Annotated in this window: 24 protein-coding genes; 14 read left to right on the plus strand and 10 right to left on the minus strand. The window is 72.7% G+C overall.

Features of this window, described 5'->3' with window-relative positions; translation table 11 throughout:
- Positions 1-26 precede the first annotated feature (26 nt).
- From FBY23_RS20140 to FBY23_RS20150, 3 genes are read left to right on the plus strand one after another with little or no spacing between them, the layout of a single operon-like run.
- Positions 27-1,145, plus strand: coding sequence for a calcium:proton antiporter (locus FBY23_RS20140; protein ID WP_141799772.1), 1,119 nt, complete (start codon positions 27-29; stop codon positions 1,143-1,145).
- On the plus strand, positions 1,142-2,035 hold the full coding sequence (locus FBY23_RS20145; RefSeq protein ID WP_141799773.1) for a hypothetical protein: 894 nt from the start codon (positions 1,142-1,144) through the stop codon (positions 2,033-2,035). The genes FBY23_RS20140 and FBY23_RS20145 overlap by 4 nt, the downstream gene beginning before the upstream one ends.
- Positions 2,032-2,592: a hypothetical protein gene (locus FBY23_RS20150; protein ID WP_141799774.1), complete on the plus strand. Its 561-nt coding sequence runs from the start codon at positions 2,032-2,034 to the stop codon at positions 2,590-2,592. Before FBY23_RS20145 ends, FBY23_RS20150 begins: the two co-directional genes overlap by 4 nt.
- On the opposite strand, the gene FBY23_RS20155 is transcribed toward FBY23_RS20150, so the two are convergent.
- From FBY23_RS20155 to ndk, 9 genes are all read right to left on the minus strand, one after another.
- The gene (locus FBY23_RS20155; protein WP_141799775.1) at positions 2,579-4,225 is read right to left on the minus strand and encodes a copper resistance CopC/CopD family protein; all 1,647 of its coding nucleotides are present in this window, start codon (positions 4,223-4,225) and stop codon (positions 2,579-2,581) included. The two genes, FBY23_RS20150 and FBY23_RS20155, sit on opposite strands and share 14 nt — an antisense overlap.
- A 7-nt stretch (positions 4,226-4,232) precedes the next feature.
- On the minus strand, positions 4,233-4,958 hold the full coding sequence (locus FBY23_RS20160; RefSeq protein ID WP_141799776.1) for a YcnI family protein: 726 nt from the start codon (positions 4,956-4,958) through the stop codon (positions 4,233-4,235).
- Between the two features lie 71 nt (positions 4,959-5,029).
- Complete coding sequence (locus FBY23_RS20165) at positions 5,030-5,575, minus strand: hypothetical protein (RefSeq protein ID WP_141799777.1); 546 nt, start codon at positions 5,573-5,575, stop codon at positions 5,030-5,032.
- Positions 5,576-5,680: 105 nt separating this feature from the next.
- Positions 5,681-6,910, minus strand: a complete 1,230-nt coding sequence (rodA, locus tag FBY23_RS20170; protein ID WP_260806100.1) for a rod shape-determining protein RodA — start codon at positions 6,908-6,910, stop codon at positions 5,681-5,683.
- The gene (mrdA, locus tag FBY23_RS20175; RefSeq protein ID WP_141799778.1) at positions 6,907-9,045 is read right to left on the minus strand and encodes a penicillin-binding protein 2; all 2,139 of its coding nucleotides are present in this window, start codon (positions 9,043-9,045) and stop codon (positions 6,907-6,909) included. The genes rodA and mrdA overlap by 4 nt, the downstream gene beginning before the upstream one ends.
- Positions 9,042-9,644 carry a rod shape-determining protein MreD gene (mreD, locus tag FBY23_RS20180; RefSeq protein ID WP_260806101.1) on the minus strand — a complete coding sequence of 201 codons (603 nt, stop codon included), beginning with the start codon at positions 9,642-9,644 and terminating at the stop codon, positions 9,042-9,044. Before mreD ends, mrdA begins: the two co-directional genes overlap by 4 nt.
- Positions 9,641-10,573 carry a rod shape-determining protein MreC gene (mreC, locus tag FBY23_RS20185; protein ID WP_141799779.1) on the minus strand — a complete coding sequence of 311 codons (933 nt, stop codon included), beginning with the start codon at positions 10,571-10,573 and terminating at the stop codon, positions 9,641-9,643. The genes mreD and mreC overlap by 4 nt, the downstream gene beginning before the upstream one ends.
- 163 nt (positions 10,574-10,736) lie before the next feature.
- A complete protein-coding gene (locus tag FBY23_RS20190) occupies positions 10,737-11,768 on the minus strand; it encodes a rod shape-determining protein (RefSeq protein ID WP_282428528.1) in 1,032 nt (343 codons plus the stop codon).
- 311 nt (positions 11,769-12,079) lie between these two features.
- Complete coding sequence (gene ndk / locus FBY23_RS20195) at positions 12,080-12,487, minus strand: nucleoside-diphosphate kinase (protein WP_141799780.1); 408 nt, start codon at positions 12,485-12,487, stop codon at positions 12,080-12,082.
- Positions 12,488-12,513: 26 nt separating this feature from the next.
- Here ndk and FBY23_RS20200 point away from each other — a divergent pair, with 26 nt between their 5' ends.
- Positions 12,514-12,954, plus strand: coding sequence for a protein phosphatase (locus FBY23_RS20200; protein ID WP_141799781.1), 441 nt, complete (start codon positions 12,514-12,516; stop codon positions 12,952-12,954).
- Between the two features lie 84 nt (positions 12,955-13,038).
- On the opposite strand, the gene FBY23_RS26485 is transcribed toward FBY23_RS20200, so the two are convergent.
- Positions 13,039-13,812 carry a MerR family transcriptional regulator gene (locus tag FBY23_RS26485; protein WP_222117889.1) on the minus strand — a complete coding sequence of 258 codons (774 nt, stop codon included), beginning with the start codon at positions 13,810-13,812 and terminating at the stop codon, positions 13,039-13,041.
- Positions 13,813-13,968: 156 nt separating this feature from the next.
- Between FBY23_RS26485 and FBY23_RS20210 the strand changes: the two genes are divergently transcribed.
- Genes FBY23_RS20210 through FBY23_RS20255 form a run of 10 tightly spaced genes read left to right on the plus strand, consistent with a single transcriptional unit; the run spans position 13,969 to position 25,529 of the window.
- Entirely contained in the window at positions 13,969-14,778 is an 810-nt protein-coding gene (locus tag FBY23_RS20210; protein WP_141799782.1) for an ABC transporter permease, read from the plus strand.
- A gap of 8 nt (positions 14,779-14,786) precedes the next feature.
- Positions 14,787-15,617 carry an ABC transporter permease gene (locus tag FBY23_RS20215; RefSeq protein WP_260806102.1) on the plus strand — a complete coding sequence of 277 codons (831 nt, stop codon included), beginning with the start codon at positions 14,787-14,789 and terminating at the stop codon, positions 15,615-15,617.
- A 4-nt stretch (positions 15,618-15,621) separates the two neighbouring features.
- Complete coding sequence (locus FBY23_RS20220) at positions 15,622-16,716, plus strand: MCE family protein (protein ID WP_141799784.1); 1,095 nt, start codon at positions 15,622-15,624, stop codon at positions 16,714-16,716.
- The gene (locus FBY23_RS20225) at positions 16,713-17,768 is read left to right on the plus strand and encodes an MCE family protein (protein WP_141799785.1); all 1,056 of its coding nucleotides are present in this window, start codon (positions 16,713-16,715) and stop codon (positions 17,766-17,768) included. Before FBY23_RS20220 ends, FBY23_RS20225 begins: the two co-directional genes overlap by 4 nt.
- Positions 17,768-18,751: an MCE family protein gene (locus FBY23_RS20230; RefSeq protein ID WP_141799786.1), complete on the plus strand. Its 984-nt coding sequence runs from the start codon at positions 17,768-17,770 to the stop codon at positions 18,749-18,751. Before FBY23_RS20225 ends, FBY23_RS20230 begins: the two co-directional genes overlap by 1 nt.
- Complete coding sequence (locus tag FBY23_RS20235) at positions 18,748-19,902, plus strand: MCE family protein (protein WP_160158307.1); 1,155 nt, start codon at positions 18,748-18,750, stop codon at positions 19,900-19,902. The genes FBY23_RS20230 and FBY23_RS20235 overlap by 4 nt, the downstream gene beginning before the upstream one ends.
- The gene (locus tag FBY23_RS20240) at positions 19,899-20,879 is read left to right on the plus strand and encodes an MCE family protein (RefSeq protein ID WP_160158308.1); all 981 of its coding nucleotides are present in this window, start codon (positions 19,899-19,901) and stop codon (positions 20,877-20,879) included. The genes FBY23_RS20235 and FBY23_RS20240 overlap by 4 nt, the downstream gene beginning before the upstream one ends.
- Positions 20,876-22,018 (plus strand): MlaD family protein, encoded by a 1,143-nt coding sequence (locus FBY23_RS20245; protein WP_141799788.1) that lies wholly within the window; start codon positions 20,876-20,878, stop codon positions 22,016-22,018. Before FBY23_RS20240 ends, FBY23_RS20245 begins: the two co-directional genes overlap by 4 nt.
- 41 nt (positions 22,019-22,059) lie before the next feature.
- Positions 22,060-23,931 (plus strand): long-chain fatty acid--CoA ligase, encoded by a 1,872-nt coding sequence (locus FBY23_RS20250; protein WP_141799789.1) that lies wholly within the window; start codon positions 22,060-22,062, stop codon positions 23,929-23,931.
- Positions 23,928-25,529 carry a succinic semialdehyde dehydrogenase gene (locus FBY23_RS20255; RefSeq protein WP_141799790.1) on the plus strand — a complete coding sequence of 534 codons (1,602 nt, stop codon included), beginning with the start codon at positions 23,928-23,930 and terminating at the stop codon, positions 25,527-25,529. The genes FBY23_RS20250 and FBY23_RS20255 overlap by 4 nt, the downstream gene beginning before the upstream one ends.
- Positions 25,530-25,574 lie beyond the last annotated feature (45 nt).

Consider the following 25,574-nt stretch of genomic DNA (forward strand, 5'->3'; position numbering starts at 1 on the left):
CACCGGCCCCCGTAGGATCGAGCACCATGAGCGCCTCCACCTCCGGACGACTCGGGTGGACGGTGTTCACGCCGCCTCTCGCGGCGATCGTGCTCGCCGTGAGCTGGGGCACGCACCCCGGCCCGCTCGCGGCCAGCCTGATCGGCGTCGCCCTCATCGGGGCGGTTCTCGCCGCGGTCCACCACGCCGAGGTCGTGGCACACAAGGTGGGTGAGCCGTTCGGCTCGCTGCTCCTGGCCGTCGCCGTGACGGTGATCGAGGTCGGCCTGATCGTGATGCTGATGGTCTCCGGCAGCGGCGACACCTCCACGCTGGCCCGCGACACGGTCTTCGCGGCGGTGATGATCACGGTCAACGGCATCGTCGGACTGGCGCTGGTGGTGGGCGCGGTCCGCCACCATCTCGCCGTCTTCAACCCGGAAGGCACCGGATCGGCTCTGGCGACGGTGATCACGCTCGCCGGCCTGACCCTGGTCGTGCCGACCTTCACCGTCAGCGAGTCCGGTCCGGTCCTCACCGGCACCCAGCTGACCTTCGCAGCGCTCGCCTCGCTCGTGCTCTACGGATCGTTCGTGTTCACCCAGACCGTCCGCCACCGCGACTTCTTCCTGCCCGGCACCACCTCCACCCCCGGCGGCTGGACGGCGCAGAACGACGCCGACGGCGACGACCACGCGGACCCTCCGACCGGTCGGGAGACGAAGGTCGCCCTGGTGCTGCTGATCGTCTCGCTGGTGACGGTCGTCGGCCTGGCGAAGGTCGAGTCCTACTCGATCGAGGATGCCGTCGACTGGTTGGGCTTCCCGCACGCCGTGGTCGGCGTGGTGATCGCGATGCTGGTGCTGCTGCCCGAGACGATCGCCGCGGTGCGCGCCGCCCGTCAGCAGCGCGTCCAGATCAGCCTGAACCTCGCCTACGGCTCGGCGATGGCCTCGATCGGCCTCACCATTCCAGCGATCGCGGTGGCATCGATCTGGCTCGACGGCGACCTCGCGCTCGGGCTCGACCCGCTCCAGCTCGTGCTGCTCGCACTGTCCTCGGTAGTCGGGATCCTGACCGTGGTGCCCGGGCGTGCCAAGCCGCTCAACGGCATCGTGCACCTGCTCCTCCTCGCGGCCTTCCTGCTGCTGACGGTGGCGCCGTGAGCCGCCGCCTGCCAGGGCGTGTCCTCGCCACCGCCACCGCGACCATGCTCGCGCTCGGCCTGGCCGCCTGCTCCGCCGACGAGCCGGCCGCCGACCCCGACCGGATCGTGCTCACCCCCGCCAAGGACGGGGGGTCCGGCGCCCAGCCGGTCGGCAACCCGGTCGGCGACGGCACCGCCGCCGAGGTCGAGGGCTACCGGATGACCGACGTCACGCTGCCCGGCGCCGACGGCACGGGCGACGTGTCCTTCCGGATCCTCGACCCGTCCGGCGCGCCGCTGACGGCCTACACCGAGGAGCAGACCAAGCTGCTCCACCTCTACGTCGTGCGCGACGACCTCGACCAGTTCCGCCACCTCCACCCCACCCTCGCCGACGACGGCACCTGGACCGCCCGCGTCGACCTCGGTACGCCGGGCAGGTGGCGTGTGGTCGCCGAGTTCATCCCGCAGGGCGCGGCGAACCCGATCGTCCTCGGTACGACGCTGCGCGTGGCTGGCGACTGGACGCCGGTCGACGTACCGCGGGGCAAGCCGGCCGAGACCGGCGACGACGGCGTCGTGCGGGCCCGGCTGCGGGCCGAGGGCGAGGTCGGGCCCAACGGACGGCTGCGGCTGCGGCTGACCGACGCCGACGGCGAGCCGGTGGCGCTGGGCAGCTACCTCGGCACCAGCGCGCACCTGACCGGCTTCGCGGTCGACTCGCGCGGGTTCGTCCACGTCCACCCCTACGGCGCCCCCGAGGTCACCGACGACGGGACCGTCCTCACCTTCCACACCGTCTTCACCCAGCCCGGCGACTACCGGCTGTTCCTGCAGGTGCGCGTCGACGGGCTGCTCCACCAGCTCGCGGTGACGGCACCGGTCAACGCCTTGAAGGAGAACTCGTGAACCCGCGCATCGCCGGCCCCGTCGCCGTACTGCTCGCCTCGTCGGTGCTCCTCGCCGGCTGCGGTGGCGACGACAAGCCCCAGAGGTCCGGCTCCACACCGAGCACGACCTCGTCCGCATCGTCGTCCTCGACGCCCACGCCCTCCGCGCAGGAGGGGACCGCCGAGGACGCGCGTCCCGTGGTCGAGGCGGTCGCCACGGCGCTGCGCACCGCCGGCAGCGTCCGGGTCGACGCCTCGCTCGCCGGCGGCCCGGCCCGCGAGCTGACCGTCGACACCACGCCGATCGCCGACGCGCTCGGGAAGGTCGCCCTCCCCCAGCAGCTGGTCCACGTCGGTGCCGAGCAGGTCGACGGCGTCGCGACCGAGCACTACCGGATCACCCTCGACCCACGGGCCGCGCTCGCCGGCATCACGCTGCCGGCGCAGGTCCAGGCCATGCTCCCCGACACCCTCGACGCCGACGTCTGGCTCGACGCCCAGGACCGGCCGGTCAAGGTCACCGCCGAGCCCGGGGTCGAGCTGAGGTTCAGCGACTGGGGCGTCAGCGCACCCTGAGGTCCAGGGTCGTCACCGGGCTGGTGAACGTGTCGACCCGGATGCTGACCTGCAGCTTCCAGGTACCGGTGTGCGGGAAGACGACGTCGGCGGAGTAGGTGCCGGCGCCGCTCGGCACGACCGGGATCGTGCCGAGGTCGACGCTCTCGGAGCGCAGCGCCACGGCCGGGGCGCCGGCCAGGTCGAGCGGGTCGCCGGCGAGGTTCTGCACCTGGACGATCAGCCTGCGCTGCAGGCCCGGGCCGGGGTCCAACACAGCGAGCACCTTGAGGTCGTCGCCGGCGACCCCGGTCACGACACCGGTGTCGGCGGTCCGCGCCTCGGCAGGCGCCTCACCGCCCGGCGGCTTCTGGGTGAGGAAACCGGTGACGCCGAGGACCGCGACCAGCAGGGCGGCCTCGGCCACGACGGTACGCCGGACCAGGCCGGTCGCGAGCCGGCGCTGGTCGTGCCCGCCGTCGCCCGCGACGCGCGGCACCAACCGGAACCGGTTGTAGGCCGCGATCGCCACGACCACCAGCACGAGGGCGACCTTCACCAGCAGCAGCCGGCCCCAGGTCTCCTCGACGAGCGGCGCCCAGGCACCGACGATGCGCCAGGCCATCAGCACGCCGGTGACGGCGAGCGCGGTCAGCAGCGCGGCCGCGACCGTCGAGAACCGGGTGATCAGGAGCGCCGCGTCCTTGGGCCGCCCGGCGATCGCGGGCAGGGCGAGCGCGAGGCCGACGAGCCCGCCGAGCCAGACCGCACCGGCGCTGAGGTGCAGCGCGTCGGTGACCACGAGCAGCATGCTGGGCTCGTAGGCGCGGGTGTGGCCGACGAGCGCGGGTGACCACACGGCCAGCGCGGTGACGAGGTCGACGACCAGCGACGAGCGCGCCTGCCCGGCCGCCCAGGCCGCGACGCCGAGGCCGGCGGCCTGGAGGGCGAGCACCTGCAGGTCGTCCTGCACCAGGCCGGGGTCGAACGAGCCCGGGTCGAGGACGCCGCCGAGGCCGGAGCCGAGCTGGTACGCCCCCGCCAGCGGTACGGCGAGCGCCGCCGCGAGCACCGCCACCAGTGCGCTGCCGCGGAGCACGCGCACCAGGCGTCGTCGTACGTCATCGGGCAGGCGGACACCGCGTGCGGTCCAGGCCAGGAAGAGCGCCAGCCCGCCGGCCAGGAGCAGTGCGGCGTAGTCGAGGCCGTGCACGATGCCCTGCACGGTCGGCACCGCGCCCGGGTCGGCCGGGCCGGTCTGGGGCGGGACGACCTTCGGGCTGGGTGCTCCGACGTGGAAGGTGAGCGAGCCGGCGATCGGGTGGCCGTCGGCGGAGACCACGCGCCAGGTGACGACGTAGGTCCCGTTGTCGAGCTCGCCCGGCAGCCGCCCGGTCACCTCGACGCCCTTGGCGGACGCCTCGACGTCGACCCGCTTGCCCGCGGCGTCGAAGGCGAGCAGGCCGTCGGGAACGAGCTGGACCGGCTCGTCGAAGGTGAAGCTCACCTCGCTCGGCGCCTCGGGCAGGACCGTCCCCTCGGCGGGGTCGGTGGAGACGAGGGTGGCGTGTGCCGACGCCGGCCCCGCGGTCCCGACCACCGTCAGGACGGCGACCAGGACCGCGAGCAGGTACGCCGGCACACGCCGCATCATCGGGCCCTCAGGCCTTCTTGCCGGAGCGGGCCAGGGCGAGGCCGCCGAGCGCGAGGCCGCCGATGCCGGCGACCAGGCCGCCGATGGCGAGGCCGTTGCCGTCGCCCTCGTCGTCCGCGGCGTCGGCCTTCGCGGTGGCGGTGTCGTCGGCCTTCTCGTCGGACTCCGCCGCGCCGCCGTGGTGGCCCTCGGCGCTGGCCTCGGTGACGGTCAGGGCAGGCGCCGGGTTCTCCAGCTCCTCCTCGTCCTGGCCCTCGGCCGGGGTCTCGTTCCAGGCGGTCTCGCCCTTCTCGCAGGTCTGCAGCACCGGGAAGGTGAGGGTCTCGCCCACCTTCTCGGGCAGCTGCAGGGACAGCGCGAGGGTGTCGCGGTAGCCGTCGGCCAGCGGGGTCTTCGCGGTGTAGACCACCTGGCTGACCCGCTCGGTGATCTCGTTGCCGTGGGCGTCCTTCAGCGGTTCGGCGAGCTTCTCGCTGACCTTCTCGACGGTCCAGTTCGGGTTGACGGTCGGCGTGACCTGCGGGACGTCCTCAGGCATCTGGATGGCCACCTTGGTCGTCGGCGACCCCTCACAGCCGTGGGGCATGCTGAAGGTGAGGACGGCGTACGAGCCGGCTGCGGTGGTGTCGGGCGACACGCTGACGTGGGCGCTCGCGGCGCCGGCGGTCAGGGCGACGATGCCGAGCGCCGCGGTGGCGCCGAGGGTGGGCAGGGTGAAGCGTCGGATCTGCATGGATGTCTCTCTCGGTTGACTCGGGTGTTCGGGGGCGCGGCGAACGGCCTGCCTCCCACTGAGTCAGGGAGTCAGGCGATCGCGAGAGAGCCCGCCGGCGGACCACGGGTCGGGGCGAGGGCACGGTGCTCGCGCGCGGTGCGGGTGCGTCGCGGTGCCGGTGGGCCGGTGCGGCGCATCGCAGGAGGAGGTACGACGCCCTGCTCGGTCCAGCCCAGCAGCACCTCCACGGCCCGGCGGCGCAGCACCCACATGACGCCGGTGACCACGGCCGCCAGCAGGTGGGCGCCCAGCATCACCGGGGTGAGCCCGAGGAAGGCCGACGCCGCGTGCTCGTGGCCGGGGTGCTGGGCGGGGACCAGGGCGACCAGCCACGCGTGGCCGAGCACCTGGGCCGCCAGGAGGCCCGGCAGGACCACCCGGACGCTGGCGCGCTCGCGCAGCACGACTGTGCTTGCGCCGTACACGAGGACGGCGAAGGCGGCCAGCCAGCCGACCGACGGGACCTCTCCCCCGGCCGCCAGGTGGGCCAGGACCAGCGCGGTCACGCTCTCGAGGCTGCCGAGCGTCGCCGAGAGACGCACGCGGGAGCGCGGCGCACGGCGGACGGTCAGCACGGCCCCATCCTGCCGGATGCGTGGTCGGGTACGTACGTCGCAACTACCGGATATGTCGTGAGATGGGCCGCACCACGACGAATTCGGTAGTTGCGACGTACTCCATCAGCCCCGGACGAGCACCCGCTGCTGGGCCGCGAGTCGCGACGCGGGCGCGGAGAGGGTGCGCAGGTGGATGTTCTGGAGCAGCCCGACGGCGAGCATCCCGGCGAACATGGACGAGCCGCCGTACGACACGAACGGCAGCGGGACGCCGGTGACGGGCATGATGCCGAGGCACATGCCGATGTTCTGGAAGGCCTGGAAGCCGAACCAGCAGGCGATGCCGGCCGCGGCGATGCGGCCGAAGACGTCGTCGGTGCGGGTGGCGATGCGCAGCGCGCGCCACAGCACGACGCCGAGCAGGGCCACGACCAGCGCGGCGCCGACCAGGCCGAGCTCCTCGCCGGCGACGGTGAACACGAAGTCGGTGTGCTGCTCGGGGACGAAGCCGGACTGGGTCTGCGAGCCGTGGAACAGCCCCTGCCCGAACAGGCCACCGTTGCCGACCGCGATCCGGGCCTGCTCGACGTTGTAGCCGGCCCCCTTCGGGTCGAGCGCGGGGTTGGTGAAGGCGAGGAACCGGTCGACCTGGTACTCCTTCAGCATCCCGCTCGACACCGCCGCGACCGCCGCCAGCACGCCGCCACCGGCGAGCAGCAGCAGCCAGCGCCGGTGGGCACCGGAGGCCGCGATCACGCCGAAGACGGTGGCGGTGAGCACGAGCATGGTGCCGAGGTCGGGCTGTGTCAGGATCAGCACGGCGGGTACGCCGGCGACCAGCAGCATGAGCAGCACGTCGGAGGTGCCGACGCGGTCGCGCCAGCGGCCCTCGCTGCGCTCGGCGACGACCAGCGCCATGCCGACCACGACGGCGAGCTTGGCCAGCTCGGAGGGCTGGAAGGACATCCCGCCGAGGATCAGCCACGAGCGGGAGCCGTTGATCGTCGAGCCCATCACGAGCACGAGCACCAGCCCGCCGATCGCGACGAGGTAGCCGATCGGCGCGAGGATCCGCACCCAGCGGTGGTCGGTGACCACCACCAACAGCATCAGACCGACCCCGATCACGACGTTGACGACCTGCTTGACCAGGAAGGCCCGGGTGTCGCCACCGGTGAGGTCGTCGCGCTCGAGGGTGGCCGACCAGATCAGCAGGCAGCCGAGCAGCGACAGGACGAGGACGGCGCCGAGCATGACCAGGTCGAGGTCGGCCCACTGCAGGCGCCCGACGCGCCGGGAGGCCGTCGTACGGCGGGTGCTGGCCTGGCCGCGGCCGGGGATCCGGTTGCTCACTGGTCGCCACCCTTCGCCCGCGCCGGCGGGAGGATCGAGCCGTCGTCGCCGAACGTCGGCAGCTGGGCCGGCGGCGTGACGCCGGGGATCGTGGCCTTGCCGGGGTCGACCTGGTCGCCGTCGACGCCGTACAGCGCCTCCCAGATCGCCCGGACGCCCGCACCGGTCGAGCCGGAGCCCGTGCCGCCCTGGCTCATCATCATCACGACCACGTAGTCCTTGGTGTAGGACGCGACCCAGCCCGTCGACTGCTTGCCGTAGACCTCCGCCGAGCCGGTCTTGGCGCGGATCCGGACCTTGTCGAGCGGGAAGCCCTGCAGCTTCCAGTTCATCGTGCCGCGCAGGGCGACGCCCTGCAGCGCCTCGTCGAGGTAGCTGAGCACTGAGGCCGGGATCTTGAGCTTGCGCTCCTTCTTCGGCTCGATCTCGCGGATCACCTTGCCCTCGGGCGAGACGATCGCCTTGCCGACCCGGGGCTCCCACAGCGTGCCGCCGTTGGAGATGGCGGCGTACCCGCGCGCCAGCTGCAGCGGCGTCACGATGGTGTCGCCCTGGCCGATCGCGAAGTTGGCGGCGTCGCTGATCTTGTACTTCCAGCCCTCGACGCAGAACTCGCGGGCGAACTTGTAGACGAAGTCGGAGGTCCCCTTCGGCCCAGTGTCCTGCGGCTTGTGGGCGATGCCGCAGTAGTAGCCCTTCATCGACTCGTAGTACTTGCGCTTCCACTTGCGGTCCGCGACCCGGCCCGAGGCCTCGCCCGGCAGGTCGACGCCGGTGCGCTCGCCGAAGCCGAACCTCTCGGCCTGCTCGACCAGCGGGTCCTTGGCCTTCGCGTCGTCGGGGTCGGAGCCGAGGGTCTGCCAGAAGTGCATGCCGACCTGGAAGAAGAAGGTGTTGCAGGAGACCTCGAGCGCGCGGGCGAAGGTGATCGGGCCGTACGCCGCCGACTCGTGGTTGTGGAAGGCGCGGTTGCCGATCTGCACGGCCGACGAGCACGGCAGCACCGTGGAGGGCGAGTAGCCGTGGGTCAGCGCACCGACGGTCATGAACGGCTTCCAGGTCGAGCCCGGCGCGAACTGTCCCTGGAAGGAGCGGGCGAGCAGCGGCGTGCCGGCCGCCTCGGAGTAGAGCCGCGCCAGCTGCTTGTCGGTGATCCCGCCGACCCACACCGAGGGGTCGTACGTCGGCTGGCTGGCCATCGCCACGATCCGGCCGGTCTTCGCCTCCATCACCACGGCGGCGCCGGAGTCGGCCTCGAAGTTGCGCTTGGTGACCGGGTCGCGGGTCTGGCGCTGGGTCGCGATCATGTTCGCGAGCTGCTCCTCGACCACGCTCTGCACCTTCGCGTCGATCGAGGTGACCAGGGTGTCGCCGGGCTGCGCCTCGAGGCCGGAGACGTCCTCGCGGACCCGGCCCTTGGAGTCGACGGCGACCTGGTCGTAGCCGGGCTGTCCGCGCAGCCACTCGTCGTACTCCTTCTCGACGCCGGCGCGCCCGACGACGGAGGCGCCGTTGACCGAGCTGTCACCGGAGTCCTCGGCGGACTCGAGCTCGTCCTTGGTGATCGGGCTGAGGTAGCCGAGCAGGTGGGCCGCGTTGATGCCGTACGGCGAGGGGTACTGCCGCACGCTCTGGCGGTCGACCACCACGCCCGGGAAGTCCTCGGGCTGCTCGAGGATCCGCAGCGCGGCGCCCTCCTTGACGTCCTGCGCGACCGGGACGGGCTGGTAGGGCGAGCCGTTCCAGCACTGGCCGGCGACCGCGCCGGTGTCGCCGCACAGCAGCAGCTTGGCGGCGATCTTCTCGACGGGGACCTCGATCGCGTCGGAGGTGCGGGCCAGCAGCTCGGTGCGGTCGGCCGCCGACATCTTGCCGATCAGGGTGCGGTCGATCGAGACCACCCAGATCAGCCGGTTGGTCACCAGCGGGCGGCCCATCGCGTCGACGATCAGGCCGCGCTGCGGCTGCACCACGATCTCGCGTACCGACTGCGAGGCGGCCTTGCCCTGGTAGCGCTCACCCGAGACGACCTGGAGGTAGTAGAGCCGCGCGCCGAGGGTGGCCAGCAGCGAGAAGACCAGTGTCTGGATGACGATCAGGCGCAGCCGGCTGCGGTGGGATGCGGCTGCGCTCACGTTCGCACCCGGATCCGCTGGGAGGGACGCGGCAGGCCGTCGCTCGTGGTGCGCTCGAGCAGCCACAACGTCGCGGGCACGACGACCAGCGCCGCCACCACGTCGAGCACCAGCGCGATCAGCGCCACGGGCAGCAGGTCGCCGATCGCCGCGCTGGAGTCGCGCAGCAGCAGTCCGGTGAGCGCGAAGACCGAGGTGCCGACGAACGACCCGCCCGCGGCGGCGGCCAGGGCGAGCGGCAGCGGCGGTCGTCGTACGCCCTCGCGGGCGAAGCGGCTGCCGGCACCGACATCGCCGGCGTTGTCGTGGACGAGCCGGCCCACGACGTACCCCACGACCATGAGAGCGAGCGCCCAACGGCCGGCGAGGTGGTCGGCGGGCGGCGCGATGTCGAGCAGGAGGCCGGCCCAGAAGCCGGTCAGGGTGGCGAAGCGGGTGTCGGTGGCGACGGCGGTCGCGACCACGACGAGCAGCACGACGTCGGGGACCACGCCGAGCCCGCCCACGTCCCAGGCGAAGTTGGGCAGCACCGTCACCTGCAGCAGCAGCGCGGCGAAGACGGCGACGAGGGTGGCGACCAGCCGGCCGCGGCGGTTCACTGCGTGCCTCCCTCGATCACGCGGCCCTTGGTGCCGTAGGGCACCACGACGCCGACCAGGTCGAGCGCGGTGAAGTCGACCGCCGGCGTGATGACGGCGCGGTACGACGTCTCCCGCAGCGACTCGTAGACCTTGCCGACCGTGCCGATCGGAACCCCGGCGACGTACGGCGAGCCGCCCTCGCTGCCCCAGGTCACGATCTGCTGGCCGACCTTCGGGACCACGTTGCGGTCGGCGAGCTCGAGCTCGAGCCGGTCGTCGGTGCCGAGCGTGCCGTGGCCGCGCACGAAGCCGAGCTCCTGGTTGTCGCCGATCCGGCCGCCGACCGACGACGTGTCGTCGACGATGAGCAGCACGGTGGCGGTGTGCGCGGTGACCGAGGTGATCCGGCCGACCAGGCCCGCTGCTGCGACCACGGTCATGTCGGGGCGCAGGCCCGCGTCGGACCCGGCGTCGAGGGTGATCGTGCTGGAGAACGACTGCGCGGCGCCGATCGCGATCACCCGGGCGGGCACGAGGGCGTATCCGATGTCACCGGACAGGGCGCGCAGCCCCTCGAGGTCGGCGAGGCGCTGGTCGTCGTACCCGGCCTTGCCGAGCTGGTTGCGCAGGTCGGCGTTCTCGGCCTCGAGCCGGCTGACGTCGTCGCGCAGCGAGCCGTTGGACCGGAGCGCGCCGGGCAGGTCGACGAGCGGGCGGACGACGGTGGACACGCCGGCCTGGACGGGGCCGACGACCTCGCCCACCACGCGGCGTACCGGGTCGACCGGCGAGCCGTCGCCCCCGGCCTTGTCGACCACCATCAGCGCCGCCGACGCGAGCACGAGCGCGACGACCAGGGACCGGGCCGGGCGGCCGGAGTCGCGCTCGGGGTCGCGGGAGGTGCCGGTGCGGCGTACCTGGCTCGGCGGTCGGGTGTCGATGGCCATCAGTGGTCACCTCCAGGCAGTCGGTGGGGGCGCCCCGTGCTCCGGGTGCGTGCATCGCAAGGCGGCGGAGCGAAGCCATACCGGGTTGTCTCGCGAGCGACGCCAACGCTGCGAGGCGCGTGCTCGGGGCGCGGGGCGCACGGCGAATGCCTGGAGGTGACCACTAAAACCGTCGCTGGTTGGTCACGAGCACCTGCTGGAGGGCCTCGAACTCCTCGACACAGCGGCCCGCACCCATCGCGACGGACACCAGCGGGTCCTCGGCGACGTGGACGGGCATGCCCGTCTCGTGGCGGATGCGCTCGTCGAGGCCGCGCAGCAGCGCTCCCCCGCCGGTGAGCACGATGCCGCGGTCCATGATGTCGCCGGCCAGCTCGGGCGGCGTCTGGTCGAGGGTGACCCGGACGGCGTCGACGATGGCGTGCAGCGGCTCCTCGAGCGCGTGCCGGATGTCGGCGCTGGTGACCTCGACGGTGCGCGGGAGGCCGGTGACCATGTCGCGGCCGCGGACCTCGCCCTGCGGCTCGCCGGGGCGCGGGAAGGCCGAGCCCAGGGTGATCTTGACGTCCTCGGCGGTGCGCTCGCCGAGCATCACGCCGTGCTCCTTCTTCATCCACGCGATGATCGCGGCGTCGAGGTCGTCGCCGGCGGTGCGGATGGACAGGGACGTGACGATGCCGCCGAGCGAGATGACGGCGACCTCCGTCGTACCGCCGCCGACGTCGACGATCATGTTGCCGGTCGCCTCGTGCACCGGCAGCCCCGCGCCGATCGCGGCGGCCATCGGCTCCTCGACGACGTATACGCGGCGGGCGCCGGCCTGGTAGCCGGCCTCCTTGACCGCGCGCTGCTCGACCGGGGTGATCGAGCTGGGGACGCAGATGACCATGCGGGGCTTGGCGAAGTAGCGCCGGCGGTGCACGCGCGCGATGAAGTGGCGCAGCATCTGCTCGGTCGCCTCGAAGTCGGCGATCACGCCGTCGCGCAGCGGGCGCAGCGCGGTGATGTTGTCCGGCGTACGGCCCAGCATCTGCTTGGCCTGGTGCCCGACGGCGATCACCTCGCCGGTGCCGTCGTTGAGTGCCACCACGCTCGGCTCGTCGAGCAGCACGCCCCGGCGGCGGACGTAGACGAGCGTGTTGGCGGTACCGAGGTCCACGGCCATGTCGCGGCCGATGATGGAGTTCGCCCTCACGCTTCCTCGCAAGACGTCACCGGACCGGTCGAGCGACAGGTCCGTCCGCGCGCGTCGGGGAAGCCGGCCCGCTCCCCTCGTGGTGCGAGGAGTGCGCCGGGGAGGCCGACGAGCGCACGATCCGCCGGTCTCCGCTTGCGAGCGTAAGGAACGCACGGGGTCTGGCCGCGCAGGCACGCCGGTACGGCGCGGCGAGTCTCAGGAGTCACACCCGTCACAGCGGGCAGGCAGTTCCTGCGCTGGGCAGGCGTTGCAACCCCTGACAAGCGCATGGATCCCCGGCCGACCGGGGATTCATGCAGCGGCGCGGGTCAGAGCTCGGGGAACCAGAGCGCGATCTCGCGCGCGGCCGACTCCGGCGAGTCGGACCCGTGGACCAGGTTCTCGCGGTTCGACAGCGACAGGTCGCCCCGGATGGTGCCGGGGGCGGCCTTGCGGCCGTCGGTCGCGCCGTTGAGCGCGCGGACCACCTCGATCGCCTCGTCACCCTCGAGCACCAGCGCCACCAGCGGACCGCTCGTCACGAACGTGCGCAGCGGCGGGTAGAAGTCGCGCTCGACGTGCTCGGCGTAGTGGGCGTCGGCCATCGCCGCGTCGATGTGGCGGTGCTCCATGGCGACGATGCCCAGGCCCTTGGCCTCGAACCGGGCCAGCACGTTGCCGACCAGGCCACGGCGTACCGCGTCGGGCTTGAGCAGGACGAGAGTGCGTTGGGTCACGGGCGCGACCTTAGTACGTTGAACCGGTGGCCCGAGCGTGGGACCCGGACGCACCGGGCGTGGTGACCCTGCCGTCGGGCCGCCTGGTCCGTGCTCGCGGCCTGCGCCGGCCGGTGCCCGAGGGCCCGCTGCCCGAGTTCGGCACCTACCTGCTCGGCCGGGCGCCCGCCCCGCTCGCCTGGAGCACGCGCTGGGTGCGGTGGCCCGACTTCCGGCTCCCCGCCGATCCCGCCGACCTGCGCGCGGCGCTCGAGGACGCCCTCGCCCGCGCCGCCACCGAGCGGGTCGAGATCGCCTGTGCGGGTGGGCGCGGACGCACCGGGACGGCGCTGTCCTGCCTCGCGGTGCTCGACGGCGTACCGTCCACCGCCGCGGTGGCCTGGGTGCGTCAGCGGTACGACGCCCGCGCGGTCGAGACGCCCTTCCAGGCCCGGTTCGTCCGCCGGTTCAGCCCCCGAGCGGGTTGAGTCGCCCCGAACTCACCGTCGAGTTGCCCGAGGCGGCAACTCAACCGCGAGGATGCGGCAACTCAACGGTGAGGATGCGGCAACTCAACGATCAGCCCGGTCCAGCGACCGCGCGATGACCTTGTTGGCCGAGCGCTGGAAGCCGCGCACGATCGCGTCGAGCGTGAGCCGGCGCAGGGTGCTGATGGTGGCCTCGAGCTGCTCGGCGTCCTCGCGGGAGGGGTGGGCGCTGGCGTGGCGCCAGGGCTCGACCACCTCGTCGTGGAGCACGCGCGTGAGCTCCTCGGCGAGCGCCGACATGTGCTTCTCGATGGCGTCGCCGGCGGCGCGCATGCCGGCGACGGGGATGTCGACCTCGAGCAGCTGCACGGCGACGTCGAACCCGTGGACGGGGGTGTAGCGCACCGCGCCCCGCTCGTCGGTCGCGACCCGGAGCAGGCCGAACTCCTCGATCAGGGTCACCTCGTCGTCGGTGAGGCGGCGCCCGGCGTGCTGGTCGAGCTGGCGGCGGGTGAGCTCCTGGGGCTCCCCCACGGTCCACGACGTCAGCATCGCCCGCTGCACGGCGAGGTCCTCGACGCCGGCGTCGGCGGGCAGTGAGGCGAGGTACTTCTCGATCGCCTGCAGCGTGAAGCCGTGGCCCTGCAGCGCGCGGATCATCTCCAGGCGCGCGAGGTGGGTGTCGTCGTACCACGCCATCCGGCCGCGCCGGGCGGGCGGCGGGAGCAGGCCGAGGCTGGCGTAGTAGCGGGTGGTGCGCACGGTCAGGCCGGCGGCCGCGGCCAGCTCGTCGACGGTGCGCAGGGGGCCGCCGTCGTCGGCCTGGGGTGCCGAGTCCACCCCCGCAACAGAACTCATGACTGTCACAGTACGACTGTCATTTGCCGTGTGCAACGCGGGATATCGGAAAGGGTTGACGTGCGTCACATCCACGTGGACAGTACGTGTGTGACAGTTCTACTGTCATCGTGCCCCCTCCGAGCCTGACCGCAGCAGTACGACGACAGGAGCGCCATGCCCGCCCACAGCGCCCCGCGGGTCCTCCCGGCGCTCGGCAAGCCGCTGGCGGAGGTCATCGCGCTGCTCGGGTTCACCCGCCGGGTGCTCACCGCCGCGCTCGACACCATCGTCGGACGCCGGTTCCCGCTGGCGGAGACGGTCGTGCAGACCTGGTACGCGATCCGGGTCTGCACGCTGCCCGCGCTGGCGGTCTCGGTCCCGTTCGGCATCATCCTCGCGCTGCAGGTCGGCGTGCTGGCCCAGGAAGTCGGCGCCGTCGCGTTCACCGGCGCCGGCAACACCCTGGCCGTCGTACGCCAGGCCTCTCCCCTGATCACCGCGCTGATGCTGTCGGGCGTCGCGGGCTCCGCGATCTGCGCCGACCTCGGCTCGCGCCGGATCCGCGAGGAGATCGACGCGATGGAGGTCATGGGCCTCTCGGTGGTCGAGCGGCTCGTGGTGCCGCGCATGTTCGCCATCATCGCCGTCGCGGTGCTCCTCAACGGCGTGGTCATGTTCTTCACGATCATCACCACGCTGAGCGTCAGCGTGGTGCTGCAGGACCTGCCGCCGGGCAGCTACCTCGCCTCGGTCACCACCCTGGCCCAGGTCTCCGACCTGTGGCTCTCGCTGGCCAAGGCGGCGATCTTCGCGGTGATCTGCGCCCTCGTGGCGTCGTACAAGGGCCTGCGGGCCGAGCGCGGCCCGACCGGCGTCGGCGAGGCGGTGACCAGCGCCGTGGTGACCAACTTCGTGCTGCTCTTCGCGGCCAACTTCGTGATCTCGCAGGTCTACAGCACCTTCGCCGGCGGGCCGATCGGATGACCCACGCCGTGACCGCGATCGAGGAGACCGTCGACAAGGCCGTCGTCGGCCCGCTGGCCGGCATCGGCCTGCAGCTCGTGCTGGCCTGGCGCGCGGTCGTGGCACTGCCGGTCGCGCTCACCCGCTATCGCGGCGAGATCCAGCGGGTGCTGGCCGAGGTCACCCTCGGCTCCGGCATCTTCCTCGTCGGCGGCGGGGTCGTGGGCGTCGTCCTGCTCCTGTCCACCCTGACCGGCACCGAGGTCGGCCTCGAGGGCTACCAGGGCCTCGACGTGATCGGCCTGGCGCCGCTGACCGGGTTCATCTCCGGGTACGCCAACACCCGCGAGCTCGCGCCGATGGTCGCCGCGCTCGGCTTCGCCGCCCGGATCGGCTGCGGCTTCACCTCACGGCTGGGCGCGATGCGGATCAGCGAGGAGATCGACGCGCTGGAGTCGATGGCGATCCGCCCGATCCCCTACCTGGTCAGCACCCGCCTGGTCGCCGCGTGGATCGTCGTGCTGCCGCTCTACCTGATCGGCCTGGTCGGCACGTACGTCGCCACCGACCTCATGGTCACCACCTTCTACGGCCAGTCCGCCGGCACCTACGACCACTACTTCCGCACCTTCGTCGCGCCGGTCGACGTCATCTACTCCGCGATCAAGGTGGTCGTGCTGACGACCGTGGTGACGCTCATCCACTGCTACCACGGCTTCACCGCCACCGGCGGCCCCGAGGGCGTGGGCCGGGCGACCGGCCGCGCGATCCGGGCCAGCATCATCTCGCTCACCGTCGTCGACATCCTGCTGACGCTGCTCCTGTGGGGTGCGGACCAGCAGGTCCAGATCTCGGGGTGACGCGATGAGCGAGTTCCTGTTCGCCCACTCGAAGGCGGACCCGCGCGTGCTGCGGCTGCGCCTGGCCGCGGTCGGCATCACCGGCTTCCTGCTGCTCGGCGCACTGACCGGCGTGCTCGGCCTGCAGACCCTGGGCGTCGTCAGCGACGACGTGCGGGTGACCGTCCAGCTGCCCACCATCGGCGACACCCTCGGGACCAACTCCGACGTGAAGTACGACGGCCTGCGGGTCGGCCGCGTCGTCCAGGTCGACCCCGCCGGCCCCAGCGCCGAGGTGCTCGTCGCGCCCGAGCACGCCGCCCTCATCCCGGCCACCGTGGCCGCGCGGGTCCTGCCCGGCACCCTGTTCGGCAACGAGTACGTCGACCTGGTCGCCGCCGCCCACGCCGAGCCCGCCACCACCGCGAGCGCACACCACCTGGCCGAGGGCGCCGTCGTACCGGCGGACACCTCGACCGCGACGCTGCGACTGATGGACACCTTCTCCGCCACCCAGCGGCTGCTGGCGGCGGTCGACCCGGCCCAGTGGGACGTCGCGCTGTCCCAGCTCGCCGACGCGCTCGACGGGCGGGGCGCGCGGATCGCGGAGCTGGTGCGCGACGGCAACGGCTTCCTCGGCCGCTGGGCCGACCTGCACCCGCAGGTGCGTGAGGACCTCGACCTGCTCGCCCGCGACACCGACCTGGCCGCCGACGTCGAGCCGCAGCTGGTGAAGGCGCTGCGCGACACGCGGCCGCTGGCCCGGACCTTCGTGCAGCAGCAGGCGGAGATCTCCGACCTGCTGGCCGACGTACCCGCGCTTCTCGACGGCGAGACCGGCGTGACCACCTTCTTGCGCGAGAACGGCGCCGCCACGGCCCGCCTGCTCAACGCGAGTGCCGCGACCCTGGAGGTGTTCGCCGAGCGCTATCCCGCCTTCGCCGAGCTGCTCCGCAAGGTGCCGGTCCTGCTGCGCAACGGCGCGAACGCGGTCAAGAACGGCCGGATCCAGATGGAGGGCGTGCTCGCGCCCCAGCTGCTCGACCCCTACGACGCGACCGACCCGAAGGACTGCCCCACCTACCGCGGACTCGCCGGACCGTGCGGAGCACACCGATGAGCCGCCAGCTCAGCGAGCTGCGCCGCCATCGCGGAGCCGTGCTCGGCGTCGCGGTGTTCGCGCTGGTCGCCGTGGTGCTGACCAGCATGGTCGCCGGCACCCTGTCCCGCGCCCAGCACGGCGACGCGATCACCGTCACCGCGGTGTTCCGCGACGCGACCGGCCTGCGCACCGGCGACGACGTACGCATCGCGGGGGTGCGGGTCGGCCGGGTCACCGGCACCCGCCTCGGCACTGGCGAGGAGCGCGGCCTCGCCGTCGTGACGATGAGCGTGAACGCCGACCAGCGGCTGCACGACGACGTGACCGCGTCGGTCGACTACCTCAACCTGATGGGCCAGCGGTACGTCGCCCTGGCCCGTCCCGACCGCACCGCGGCGGCCGGGCGGCTCACCGACGGCGACCGGATCCCGCTCGCCCGCACCCGGCCCGCGCTCGACCTGACCGCGATGTTCAACGCCTTCCAGCCGATCTTCGACCTGTTGCAGCCCGCCGACATCAACCAGCTCGCCACCAACATCGTCGAGGTGCTGCAGGGCCAGGGTCCGACCATGGCGCACCTGCTGGACCAGACGGCGAGGCTCACCTCCGGCATCACCGACCGCGACGCGACGCTGGCGAAGGTCGTCGACAACGTCACGCTCGTCCTCGACACGACCGACGAGCACCGCGCCGAGATCACCCGCCTGGTCGACGGGCTCGCCTCCCTCACCGGCGGCCTCGCCGCGGACCGCGACCGGATCGCCACCAGCCTCGACTCGATCGCCCGGCTGGCGAGGACGACCGCCGACCTGGTCGGCGAGGTCCGCCAGCCGGTCATCGACGTCGCGGACCTGAGTGCCCGGTGGTTCCGCTACCTCGCGCAGCGCCGCGACCTGCTCGTGCAGACCGGCGCCGCGGTCCCCCAGCAGCTGGACACCTACCTGCGCACCCTCGGCTACGGCAGCTACCTCAACGTCTACGTCTGCACCCTCGCCGCGGGCGGCGCCGGCGTGCCCTACAAGCTCGACCTCGGGGTCACCGGCAACAGGCACTCGAAGAGGTGCCGCTGATGAGCGCCGCCCTCGGACGGCTCGCCTGGCCGCTGCGCGTGGTCGCGGCGCTGGTCGTGCTCGGCCTGCTGCTGCTCGGGCTGCGCGCGCTCGCCGGCGACCCGGCGTACCACGCCCGGCTGCGGCACGCCGCCGGGCTGGAGCCCGGCGACGACGTACGGATGGCGGGGCTCAGGATCGGCGAGGTGACCGCGGTGCGCGCCGACCGCGACCAGGTCGACGTCCGGTTCAGCCTCACCGGCTCCCCCGAGGACCTCGGCGTCACCGAGGACAGCACGGTGCAGGTCAAGCTGCTCTCCATCCTCGGTGAGCGCTTCCTCTCTCTGGCCCCGGGCAAGGGCGCCGCGCTCGGCGACGACAGCACGATCGCCGTCGAGCACGCGGTCGACAGCTACACGATCGAGCGGTTCTGGCTCGAGTCCACGCCCCAGGTCGAGGCGCTCGACCTGGACCGGGTGCAGCAGGCGGTCGACGTGCTCGCCACCGACCTCGCCGTCGAGCCCGACGCCCTGCGCGACGCGCTCGACGGGATCGCCGGCGTCTCGGCGATCGCCAACGACCGCGAGCAGCAGCTCGACGCCCTGCTCGCCTCGATCCGCAAGGTCACCGACCTGGTCCTCGACCAGACCGACCAGCTCGACCAGGTCCTCACCCACGGCACGACGGTGATGCTGATGGTCCAGCAGCGCAAGGAGACCCTGCGGGCACTCCTGTCCGACGCCCACCGCTTCGTCACCGGCCTCACCGCACTGGTCCGGGCCACCGCGCCCCAGCTGAAGCCTGCGCTGCACGACCTGCGCACGGTGCTGCGCGTCCTCGACGAGCACCGCGCAAAGCTCGACAGGACGCTCGAGCTCGCCGGCCCCACCATGCGTGTCTTCACCAACGCGACCGGCGACGGGCCGTGGCTCGGGGTCAACGCGCCCTGGGCGATCGTCCCCGACGACCTGGTCTGCTCGATCACGCCGGAGGACTGCAAGTGATCGCCCGACAGAGGCTCCTCACCATCGCCGGCGCGGTCGTCGCCCTCGCCGTGCTGCTGTCCGGCGCCCGGCTGCTCGGCTGGCTCGGCGGCGACGACCCCGACGACCTCGTCGTGACCGCCGACTTCGCCGACACGACGGGGGTCTATGTCGGCAACGACGTCACCTACCTCGGCGTGAAGGTCGGCGAGATCGTCGGGATCGAGCCGCAGGGCGCGACCATGCGCGTGGTCATGCACCTCGCCCCCGACACCCGGGTGCCGCGCGACGCCGGTGCCGAGATCCTGCAGGGCTCCCTCGTCACGGACCGGTACATCGAGCTCGGCCCGGCCTGGACCGACGGCCCGACCTTGGCGACCGGCGCGCACATCGCCGCCGACCACACCCGGGCGCCCGCCACCGTCGACGAGATCGCCAAGGCGATCGACGACCTGGTGCTCGCCCTCGACGGCGGTCCCGACGGCCCCGGCAGCCCCGGCAGCAAGGACGGCAAGGGCCTCGGCGACGTCCTCGCGGCGACCGCGAGGACGCTCGACGGCAACGGGCCGCACCTGCGCGCCGCGCTCGCCGAGAGCCGCGACGCGCTGGCGATGATCAACGCCAAGGACGGCGACCTCACCGCGGTCACCGACAACCTGGTCCCCCTGGTCCACACGCTCGCCGAGCGGGACGCGTCGATCCGCGACTTCACGAGGGCGTCCGCGGACACCGGCGCGGTGCTCGCCGACCAGCGTCAGGAGCTGGTCGCGACCCTCGACAGCCTCGACGAGCTCACCCGGCTGGCCAACCGCTTCCTGGAGCAGAACGGCGGCGTCCTCGGCGACGACCTGAAGGGCCTCGCCGACGTGGTCGCCCTGGTCCGCTCGCGCCAGGACTCCCTCGAGGAGGCCTTCGACACGATGCCGACGATGGCGGAGAACTTCGCCCGCGCCTACGACTGGGACCTCGGCCGGTTGCGCGTGCAGTTCGCCTTCAGCGCCGGCCCGTTCGCCGCCGCCTTCCGCGACCACAGCTGCAAGGTCTTCGCCGAGGCGCTCGCCGGCGACACCGGGACCCGGATCTGCGGGTTGCTGTTCAGCGGCCAGGGCACCGGCCTGCTGGACCCGCTCCTCGACGGCATCTACAACGGCCTGCCGGGGGCGATCCCGTGACCGGCGCCAGGCGGCTGCTCGCCACACTGACGCTGCTGGTCGGCGGGCTGACGGCCGGCTGCGGGCTGACCCTGGAGGACGTGCCGCTCCCGAGCCTGGTCGACGGGCCGACGTACGCCGTGACGATCGAGTTCGCCGACGCGCTCAACCTCCCGGTCGACGCACCGGTGAAGCTCGACGGCGCCACGGTCGGCCAGGTGACGGCGGTGGAGGCGGGCGACTACGTCGCCGAGGTCGAGCTCGCGCTGTCGACGTCGGTCCGGCTGCGCGACTCCTCCCGGGCCGAGATCCGGCTGACCTCCCCCATGGGTACGGCGTTCGTGCAGCTGCTCCCCGGCGAGACCGGCACCGTCCTGGCCGACGGTGCGACCCTGCCGGTCGCCGCGACCGGCAGCGCGCCCGACGTCACCGACCTGCTCAGCGCCCTGTCCACCGTCGTCACCGGCGGCAGCTTCGCCGACATCTCCACGATCATCGACCAGCTCAACGTCGCGCTGACCGGCAACGCCGACGACGTACGACGCCTCCTTCGTCGCCTCGACACCGCGGTCACCGACCTGAACGCCGACTTCCCGCAGGTCGACCGGCTGACCGCGTCGCTGGACCGGTTGACCACCCGGCTGGCGGGCGACCTGCCCGAGATCACCCGTTCCCTCACCACGCTCACCGGGCTGGTCGCCACCTTCGACCAGCAGCGCGCGCAGCTCGTGACGGCGATGGAGTCGCTGAGCAGGTTCGACGCGGTCGCCACCCCGCTCACCGAGGCCGTGCGCGCCGACCTCGTCGCCCAGCTCGAGGACATGGAGCCGGTGGTCCGGACCCTGCTCGCCGGCCGGGACGACATCGACGGCGTGATGACCGGGCTGGTCGCCTTCGCCGAGGGCAGCGACCAGGCCGCACCGGGCGACTTCGCCAACTTCGACCTGACCTTCCTGCTCGACCTGAAGGCGCTGACGGCGACGGGAGGTGCGCAGTGAGCCGGCGCGCCACCCCGGCCGAGCAGGTCGCCGCCACCTCCCGGATGTGGCGGCGCCGGATCCGGGTCGCCCAGTCGCTGATCCTGGTCATCCTCGTCGGCGGTGTCGTCTACGTCGCCGACACGGTGGTCGGCGGCTCCTTGTTCCACCACCCGTACGCCGTCACGGTCGAGCTCCCCCAGGCCGCCGGCCTGCACGAGGGCTCGGTCGTGACCTACCGCGGCCAGCGCATCGGCGAGGTGAGCGACGTACGGCTCAGCGCGAAGCCCGGCGTGGGCGTGGTCGCGCGGATCGAGATCGAGTCCGGCGTCGAGGTGCCACGGGACAGCGCGATGGAGGTCCGCAACCTGTCCGCGGTCGGCGAGCAGTACCTCGACGTCCGGCCCACGTCGGGCAAGGGCCCCTACCTGGCCGACGGCGCGACCGTCCCCGTCTCGGCGACCAGCGTCCCGCTCGGCGTACCCGACGTCCTGGCGCACGCGCAGCGGCTGATGTCGCACCTCGACGTCGCCGACGTGCGGACCATCGCCACCGAGACCGCGGCGATCTTCGGCGACAACGACCAGGACGTCGACCTGCGCTCGCTGGCGATCGAGCTGGAGAGCGCGTTCGCGATGCTGCGCCGGCTCGAGCCCGACCTCACGACACTGGCGCAGCAGGCCGAGACGCCGCTGACCACGCTCGCCGAGCTCTCCCCCGAGATCCGCCGGCTCTCCGCCGATCTCGAGGCCGTCGCCCAGTCGCTCGCGAAGGCCACGCCCGCCGTGCGCAGCACGGTCACCACCGCGATCGACCTCGTGCCGCGGCTCGAGCGCTGGTGGCGGGCGGCCTCGCCCCAGCTGCGCCGGATGCTGCGCGCCGGCGTACCCCTCACCGAGATGGCCGCCGAGCACCTGCGCGGGCTTCAGCACTGGCTGGACTGGGCGCCGATCCAGGCCGACGTGATGGCCGGCAGCACCCGCGACGGCAGCGGCCGGGTCGTGCTCGTCCCGCGGATCCTCAAGAACTGCGTCTACGACCGCAGCGTCCAGCGCGACATCCAGGACACCAGCCGCCGCGAGCCGCGCACCGACGTGCGCTGCACCGACCCGCCGAAGGGCACCCAGGGCCGCGGCTCGGCCGAAGTGCCCCAGCAGTAGTCCCATCCCGTCCCGTTTCCGGACAACCGAGAGGAACCACGATGAGCACCGACACCCTGACGATCCGCGCCGAGGTCGAGCAGGAGATCGCCGGCCTCACCCTGCCCGTCGCCCTTGCCCGCACCGTGGAGGCCGAGGGCGACCGGGCGGCGTACTCCGACAAGGTCGGGATCGACCTGTCCGCCGGGTACGCGCCCGGCTGGCGCACGGTCACCTGGACCGCGCTGCGCGAACAGGCGCTCGATGCGGCGGGCGCGCTGATGGCAGCCGGCGTCGCCACAGGCGACCGGGTGGCGCTCATGGCGAGCAACCGGATCGAGCACGTCGTCGCCGACCTCGGCGTCGTCCACGCCGCGGGCGTGTCGATGTCGGTCTACAACACGCTCTCCCCCGACCAGGTCGCCTACGTCGCCGGCCATGCCGAGCCGAGTGTCGTCGTACTCGAGAGCGCCGACCACCTGGCCCGCTGGGAGCGGGCGCTGGCCGAGTCCACCTCGATCCGCACCGTCGTCGTGATCGACGCGGACGCACCCGCGGGTGACGACAGGTTCGTCACCTGGGACGCCTTCCTCGCCTCCGGTGCCGCCTGGCGCGCGGACCACGCGGCCGACCTGTCCGAGCGCACTGCCGGCATCTCCCCGGACGACCCGCTGACGATCCTCTACACCTCGGGCACGACCGGGAACCCGAAGGGCGTCGTGCTCACCCACCACGCCGTGCTCTACGAGTGCGTCTGCTCACTGCGCGTCGCCTCGCCGACCCAGCACAACGAGTTCATCTCCTACCTGCCGTTCGCCCACATCGCCGAGCGCACGCTGGGCATGTACATCCCGCAGGTCATGGGCGCCCACATCCACCTGATCGCCGACCCCGCGCTGCTGCTCGGCGCGCTCGGCGAGGTGCACCCGACGCGCTTCTTCGGGGTCCCGCGGGTGTGGGAGAAGATCAGGACCGGCATCTCCGCCAAGCTCGCCGCCGAGACCGACCCGGAGAAGAGGGCCCAGGTCGAGGGGGCGCTCGCGACCGGCCTGGAGTACGTCGAGGCGCTCCAGTCGGGCAGCACGGTCTCCCCCGAGCTCGAGGCCCGGTTCCGGGCCGCCGACGCCGGGCTGCTCTCCTTCCTGCGCGCGCTGCTCGGCCTCGACCGCTGCGAGTGGGCGGCGTCCGCCGCCGCCCCGATGCCGCTGGAGGTGGCGAGGTTCTTCGCCGGCCTCGGCATGCGGATCTACGACGTCTACGGCATGACCGAGACCTGTGCCGCCGTCACCTCCTGCGGCCCGGACCAGTTCCGCCTCGGCACCGTCGGCCGCGCCCTGCCCGGCATCGAGATCACGCTGGCCGAGGACGGCGAGATCCTGGCCCGGGGCCCGGTCGCCTCGAAGGGCTACTACAAGCAGCCCGAGGCGACCGCAGCCCTCATCGACGCCGACGGCTGGGTGCACACCGGCGACATCGGCGAGATCGACGAGGACGGCTTCCTCAAGGTCGTCGACCGCAAGAAGGAGATGATCATCACCTCCTCCGGCAAGAACATCGCGCCCTCCAACATCGAGAACTACCTCAAGGAGAGCCCGATCGTCGGCCACGCGCTGGTCTTCGGCGAGGGCAGGCCGTACGTCGTCGCGGTGCTCACCCTCGACGCCGAGATCGCGCCGCTGGTCGGCGCCCAGCTCGGCATCCCCGCCGGCACCTCGCTCGCCGAGCTGGCCCAGCACCCCGCCATGCTCGCGGTCGCCCAGCAGGCCGTCGACGCCGCCAACGAGCGCCTGTCGCGGCCCGAGCAGGTCAAGGCCTGGGAGCTGCTCCCGGTCGAGTGGACCGCCGAGTCCGAGGAGCTCACCCCGACGCTCAAGCTCAAGCGCCGCGTCGTCCACGCCAAGTACGCCGACGTCCTGGAAAGGCTCTACTCGTGACCACGACCGTTGTTGCTCCTGCCGCCGCCCGGCCCGACTGGGTCATCGACGAGCGGATCGCCGGGTGGAGCCGCTGGGTGTTCCGCGACCCGGCCTCGACCGCGACGAGCACGGCGGTCGCGCCGTACGACGGGCAGCCGACGGCCGCCGTACCCGTCTCCAGCGCCGGCGACGTCACCGACGCCATCGCGTCCGCGCGTGAGGCCCAGCACCGGTGGGCGCTGCTGCCGTGGAGCACTCGGGCGGGCATCGTGCTGCGATTCCACGACCTGCTCGTCGAGCGGCAGGACGAGGTGATCGACCTGATCCAGTGGGAGATGGGCAAGTCCCGGTTCAGCGCCTGGCAGGAGATCCTGCAGGTCGCGACCATCGCGCGGCACTACGCGCGGCACGGGCGGCGCTACCTCGTGGACCACAAGGTGCGCGGCGCGATGCCGGGGCTGACCAAGGTGCGCGAGGTGCGGGTGCCGAAGGGCGTCGTCGGGATGATCTCGCCCTGGAACTACCCGCTCTACCTCGCCGTCGGCGACGTGCTGCCCGCGCTGCTCGCCGGCAACGGAGTGGTCAGCAAGGCCGACTCGCAGACCCCGCTCACCCTGCTGTGGACCCGGGCACTGCTCGCCGAGGCCGGTCTCCCCCGCGACATCTGGCACGTCGTCGTCGGCCCTGGCTCCGTCGTCGGCGACGCGCTGATCGGCTCCGTGGGAGCGCCCGGGGTCGACCACATCTGCTTCACCGGCTCGACCGCGACCGGCCGTTCGGTCGGACGTCGCGCGGGCGAGATGCTGATCGCGGCCTCGCTCGAGCTCGGCGGCAAGAACCCGCTCGTCGTGCTCGCCGACGCCGACGTCGAGAAGGCCGCGGCCGGCTGCGTCGCGGCGGCCTTCGCGAACACCGGCCAGATGTGCATCCACATCGAGCGGGTGATCGTCCACGCGGACGTCTACGACGCGTTCCGGGACGCTTTGGTCGCCGCCACCGAGGCCCTCACGCTGGGCCAGACCTTCGACTACACCGTCGACGTAGGCTCGCTGGCCTCCCCGGCGCAGCTGGAGGCGGTCACCTCCCACGTCGCCTCCGCCGTCGCGGCGGGCGCGACCGTGCTGGCCGGTGGCCGGGCGCGGCCCGACCTCGGCCCGCTCATGCACGAGCCGACCGTGCTGGAGGGCGTCACCGCCGACATGCCGGTCTGCCTCGAGGAGACCTTCGGCCCGGTGATCTCGCTCTACAAGGCGGCCACCGATCTCGACGCGATCGAGAAGGCCAACGAGGGCCGCTACGGCCTGTCCGCGAGCATCTGGTCGCGGGACACGGGCACCGCCGAGGCGCTGGCCCAGCGCATCCGGGCCGGCTCGGTCAACGTCAACGACGGTGCCGCCGCGGCGGCCGGCTCGATCGAGGCCGGGATGGGCGGCATGGGCGACAGCGGCCTGGGCCGCCGCCACGGCGCCGAGGGCATGCGCAAGTACACCGAGTCGCAGACCGTCGCCACCCAGCGCCTGGTCCCCCTCGGCCCGCCCGCCGGCATGGCGATCGAGAGGTTCGTGGGCCTCGGCAACGCCCAGCTCATGCTGCTGAGGAGGCTCCGGGTCCGCTGAGGGTCACCTTCTTCTCCGCATATCTGACGAATGGGCTGTGAAATG

The organism is Nocardioides sp. SLBN-35 (assembly GCF_006715725.1).
Lineage (GTDB): Bacteria > Actinomycetota > Actinomycetes > Propionibacteriales > Nocardioidaceae > Nocardioides.

What these genes read in the sequence shown, in the direction of transcription:
- FBY23_RS20140 (WP_141799772.1), top strand. Translation starts at nt 27, where the DNA reads ATGAGCGCCTCCACCTCCGGACGACTCGGGTGGACGGTGTTCACGCCG.
- FBY23_RS20155 (WP_141799775.1), bottom strand. Translation starts at nt 4,225, where the DNA reads ATGATGCGGCGTGTGCCGGCGTACCTGCTCGCGGTCCTGGTCGCCGTC.
- FBY23_RS20160 (WP_141799776.1), bottom strand. Translation starts at nt 4,958, where the DNA reads ATGCAGATCCGACGCTTCACCCTGCCCACCCTCGGCGCCACCGCGGCG.
- mreC (WP_141799779.1), bottom strand. Translation starts at nt 10,573, where the DNA reads ATGGCCATCGACACCCGACCGCCGAGCCAGGTACGCCGCACCGGCACC.
- FBY23_RS26485 (WP_222117889.1), bottom strand. Translation starts at nt 13,812, where the DNA reads ATGAGTTCTGTTGCGGGGGTGGACTCGGCACCCCAGGCCGACGACGGC.
- FBY23_RS20210 (WP_141799782.1), top strand. Translation starts at nt 13,969, where the DNA reads ATGCCCGCCCACAGCGCCCCGCGGGTCCTCCCGGCGCTCGGCAAGCCG.
- FBY23_RS20220 (WP_141799784.1), top strand. Translation starts at nt 15,622, where the DNA reads ATGAGCGAGTTCCTGTTCGCCCACTCGAAGGCGGACCCGCGCGTGCTG.
- FBY23_RS20225 (WP_141799785.1), top strand. Translation starts at nt 16,713, where the DNA reads ATGAGCCGCCAGCTCAGCGAGCTGCGCCGCCATCGCGGAGCCGTGCTC.
- FBY23_RS20230 (WP_141799786.1), top strand. Translation starts at nt 17,768, where the DNA reads ATGAGCGCCGCCCTCGGACGGCTCGCCTGGCCGCTGCGCGTGGTCGCG.
- FBY23_RS20250 (WP_141799789.1), top strand. Translation starts at nt 22,060, where the DNA reads ATGAGCACCGACACCCTGACGATCCGCGCCGAGGTCGAGCAGGAGATC.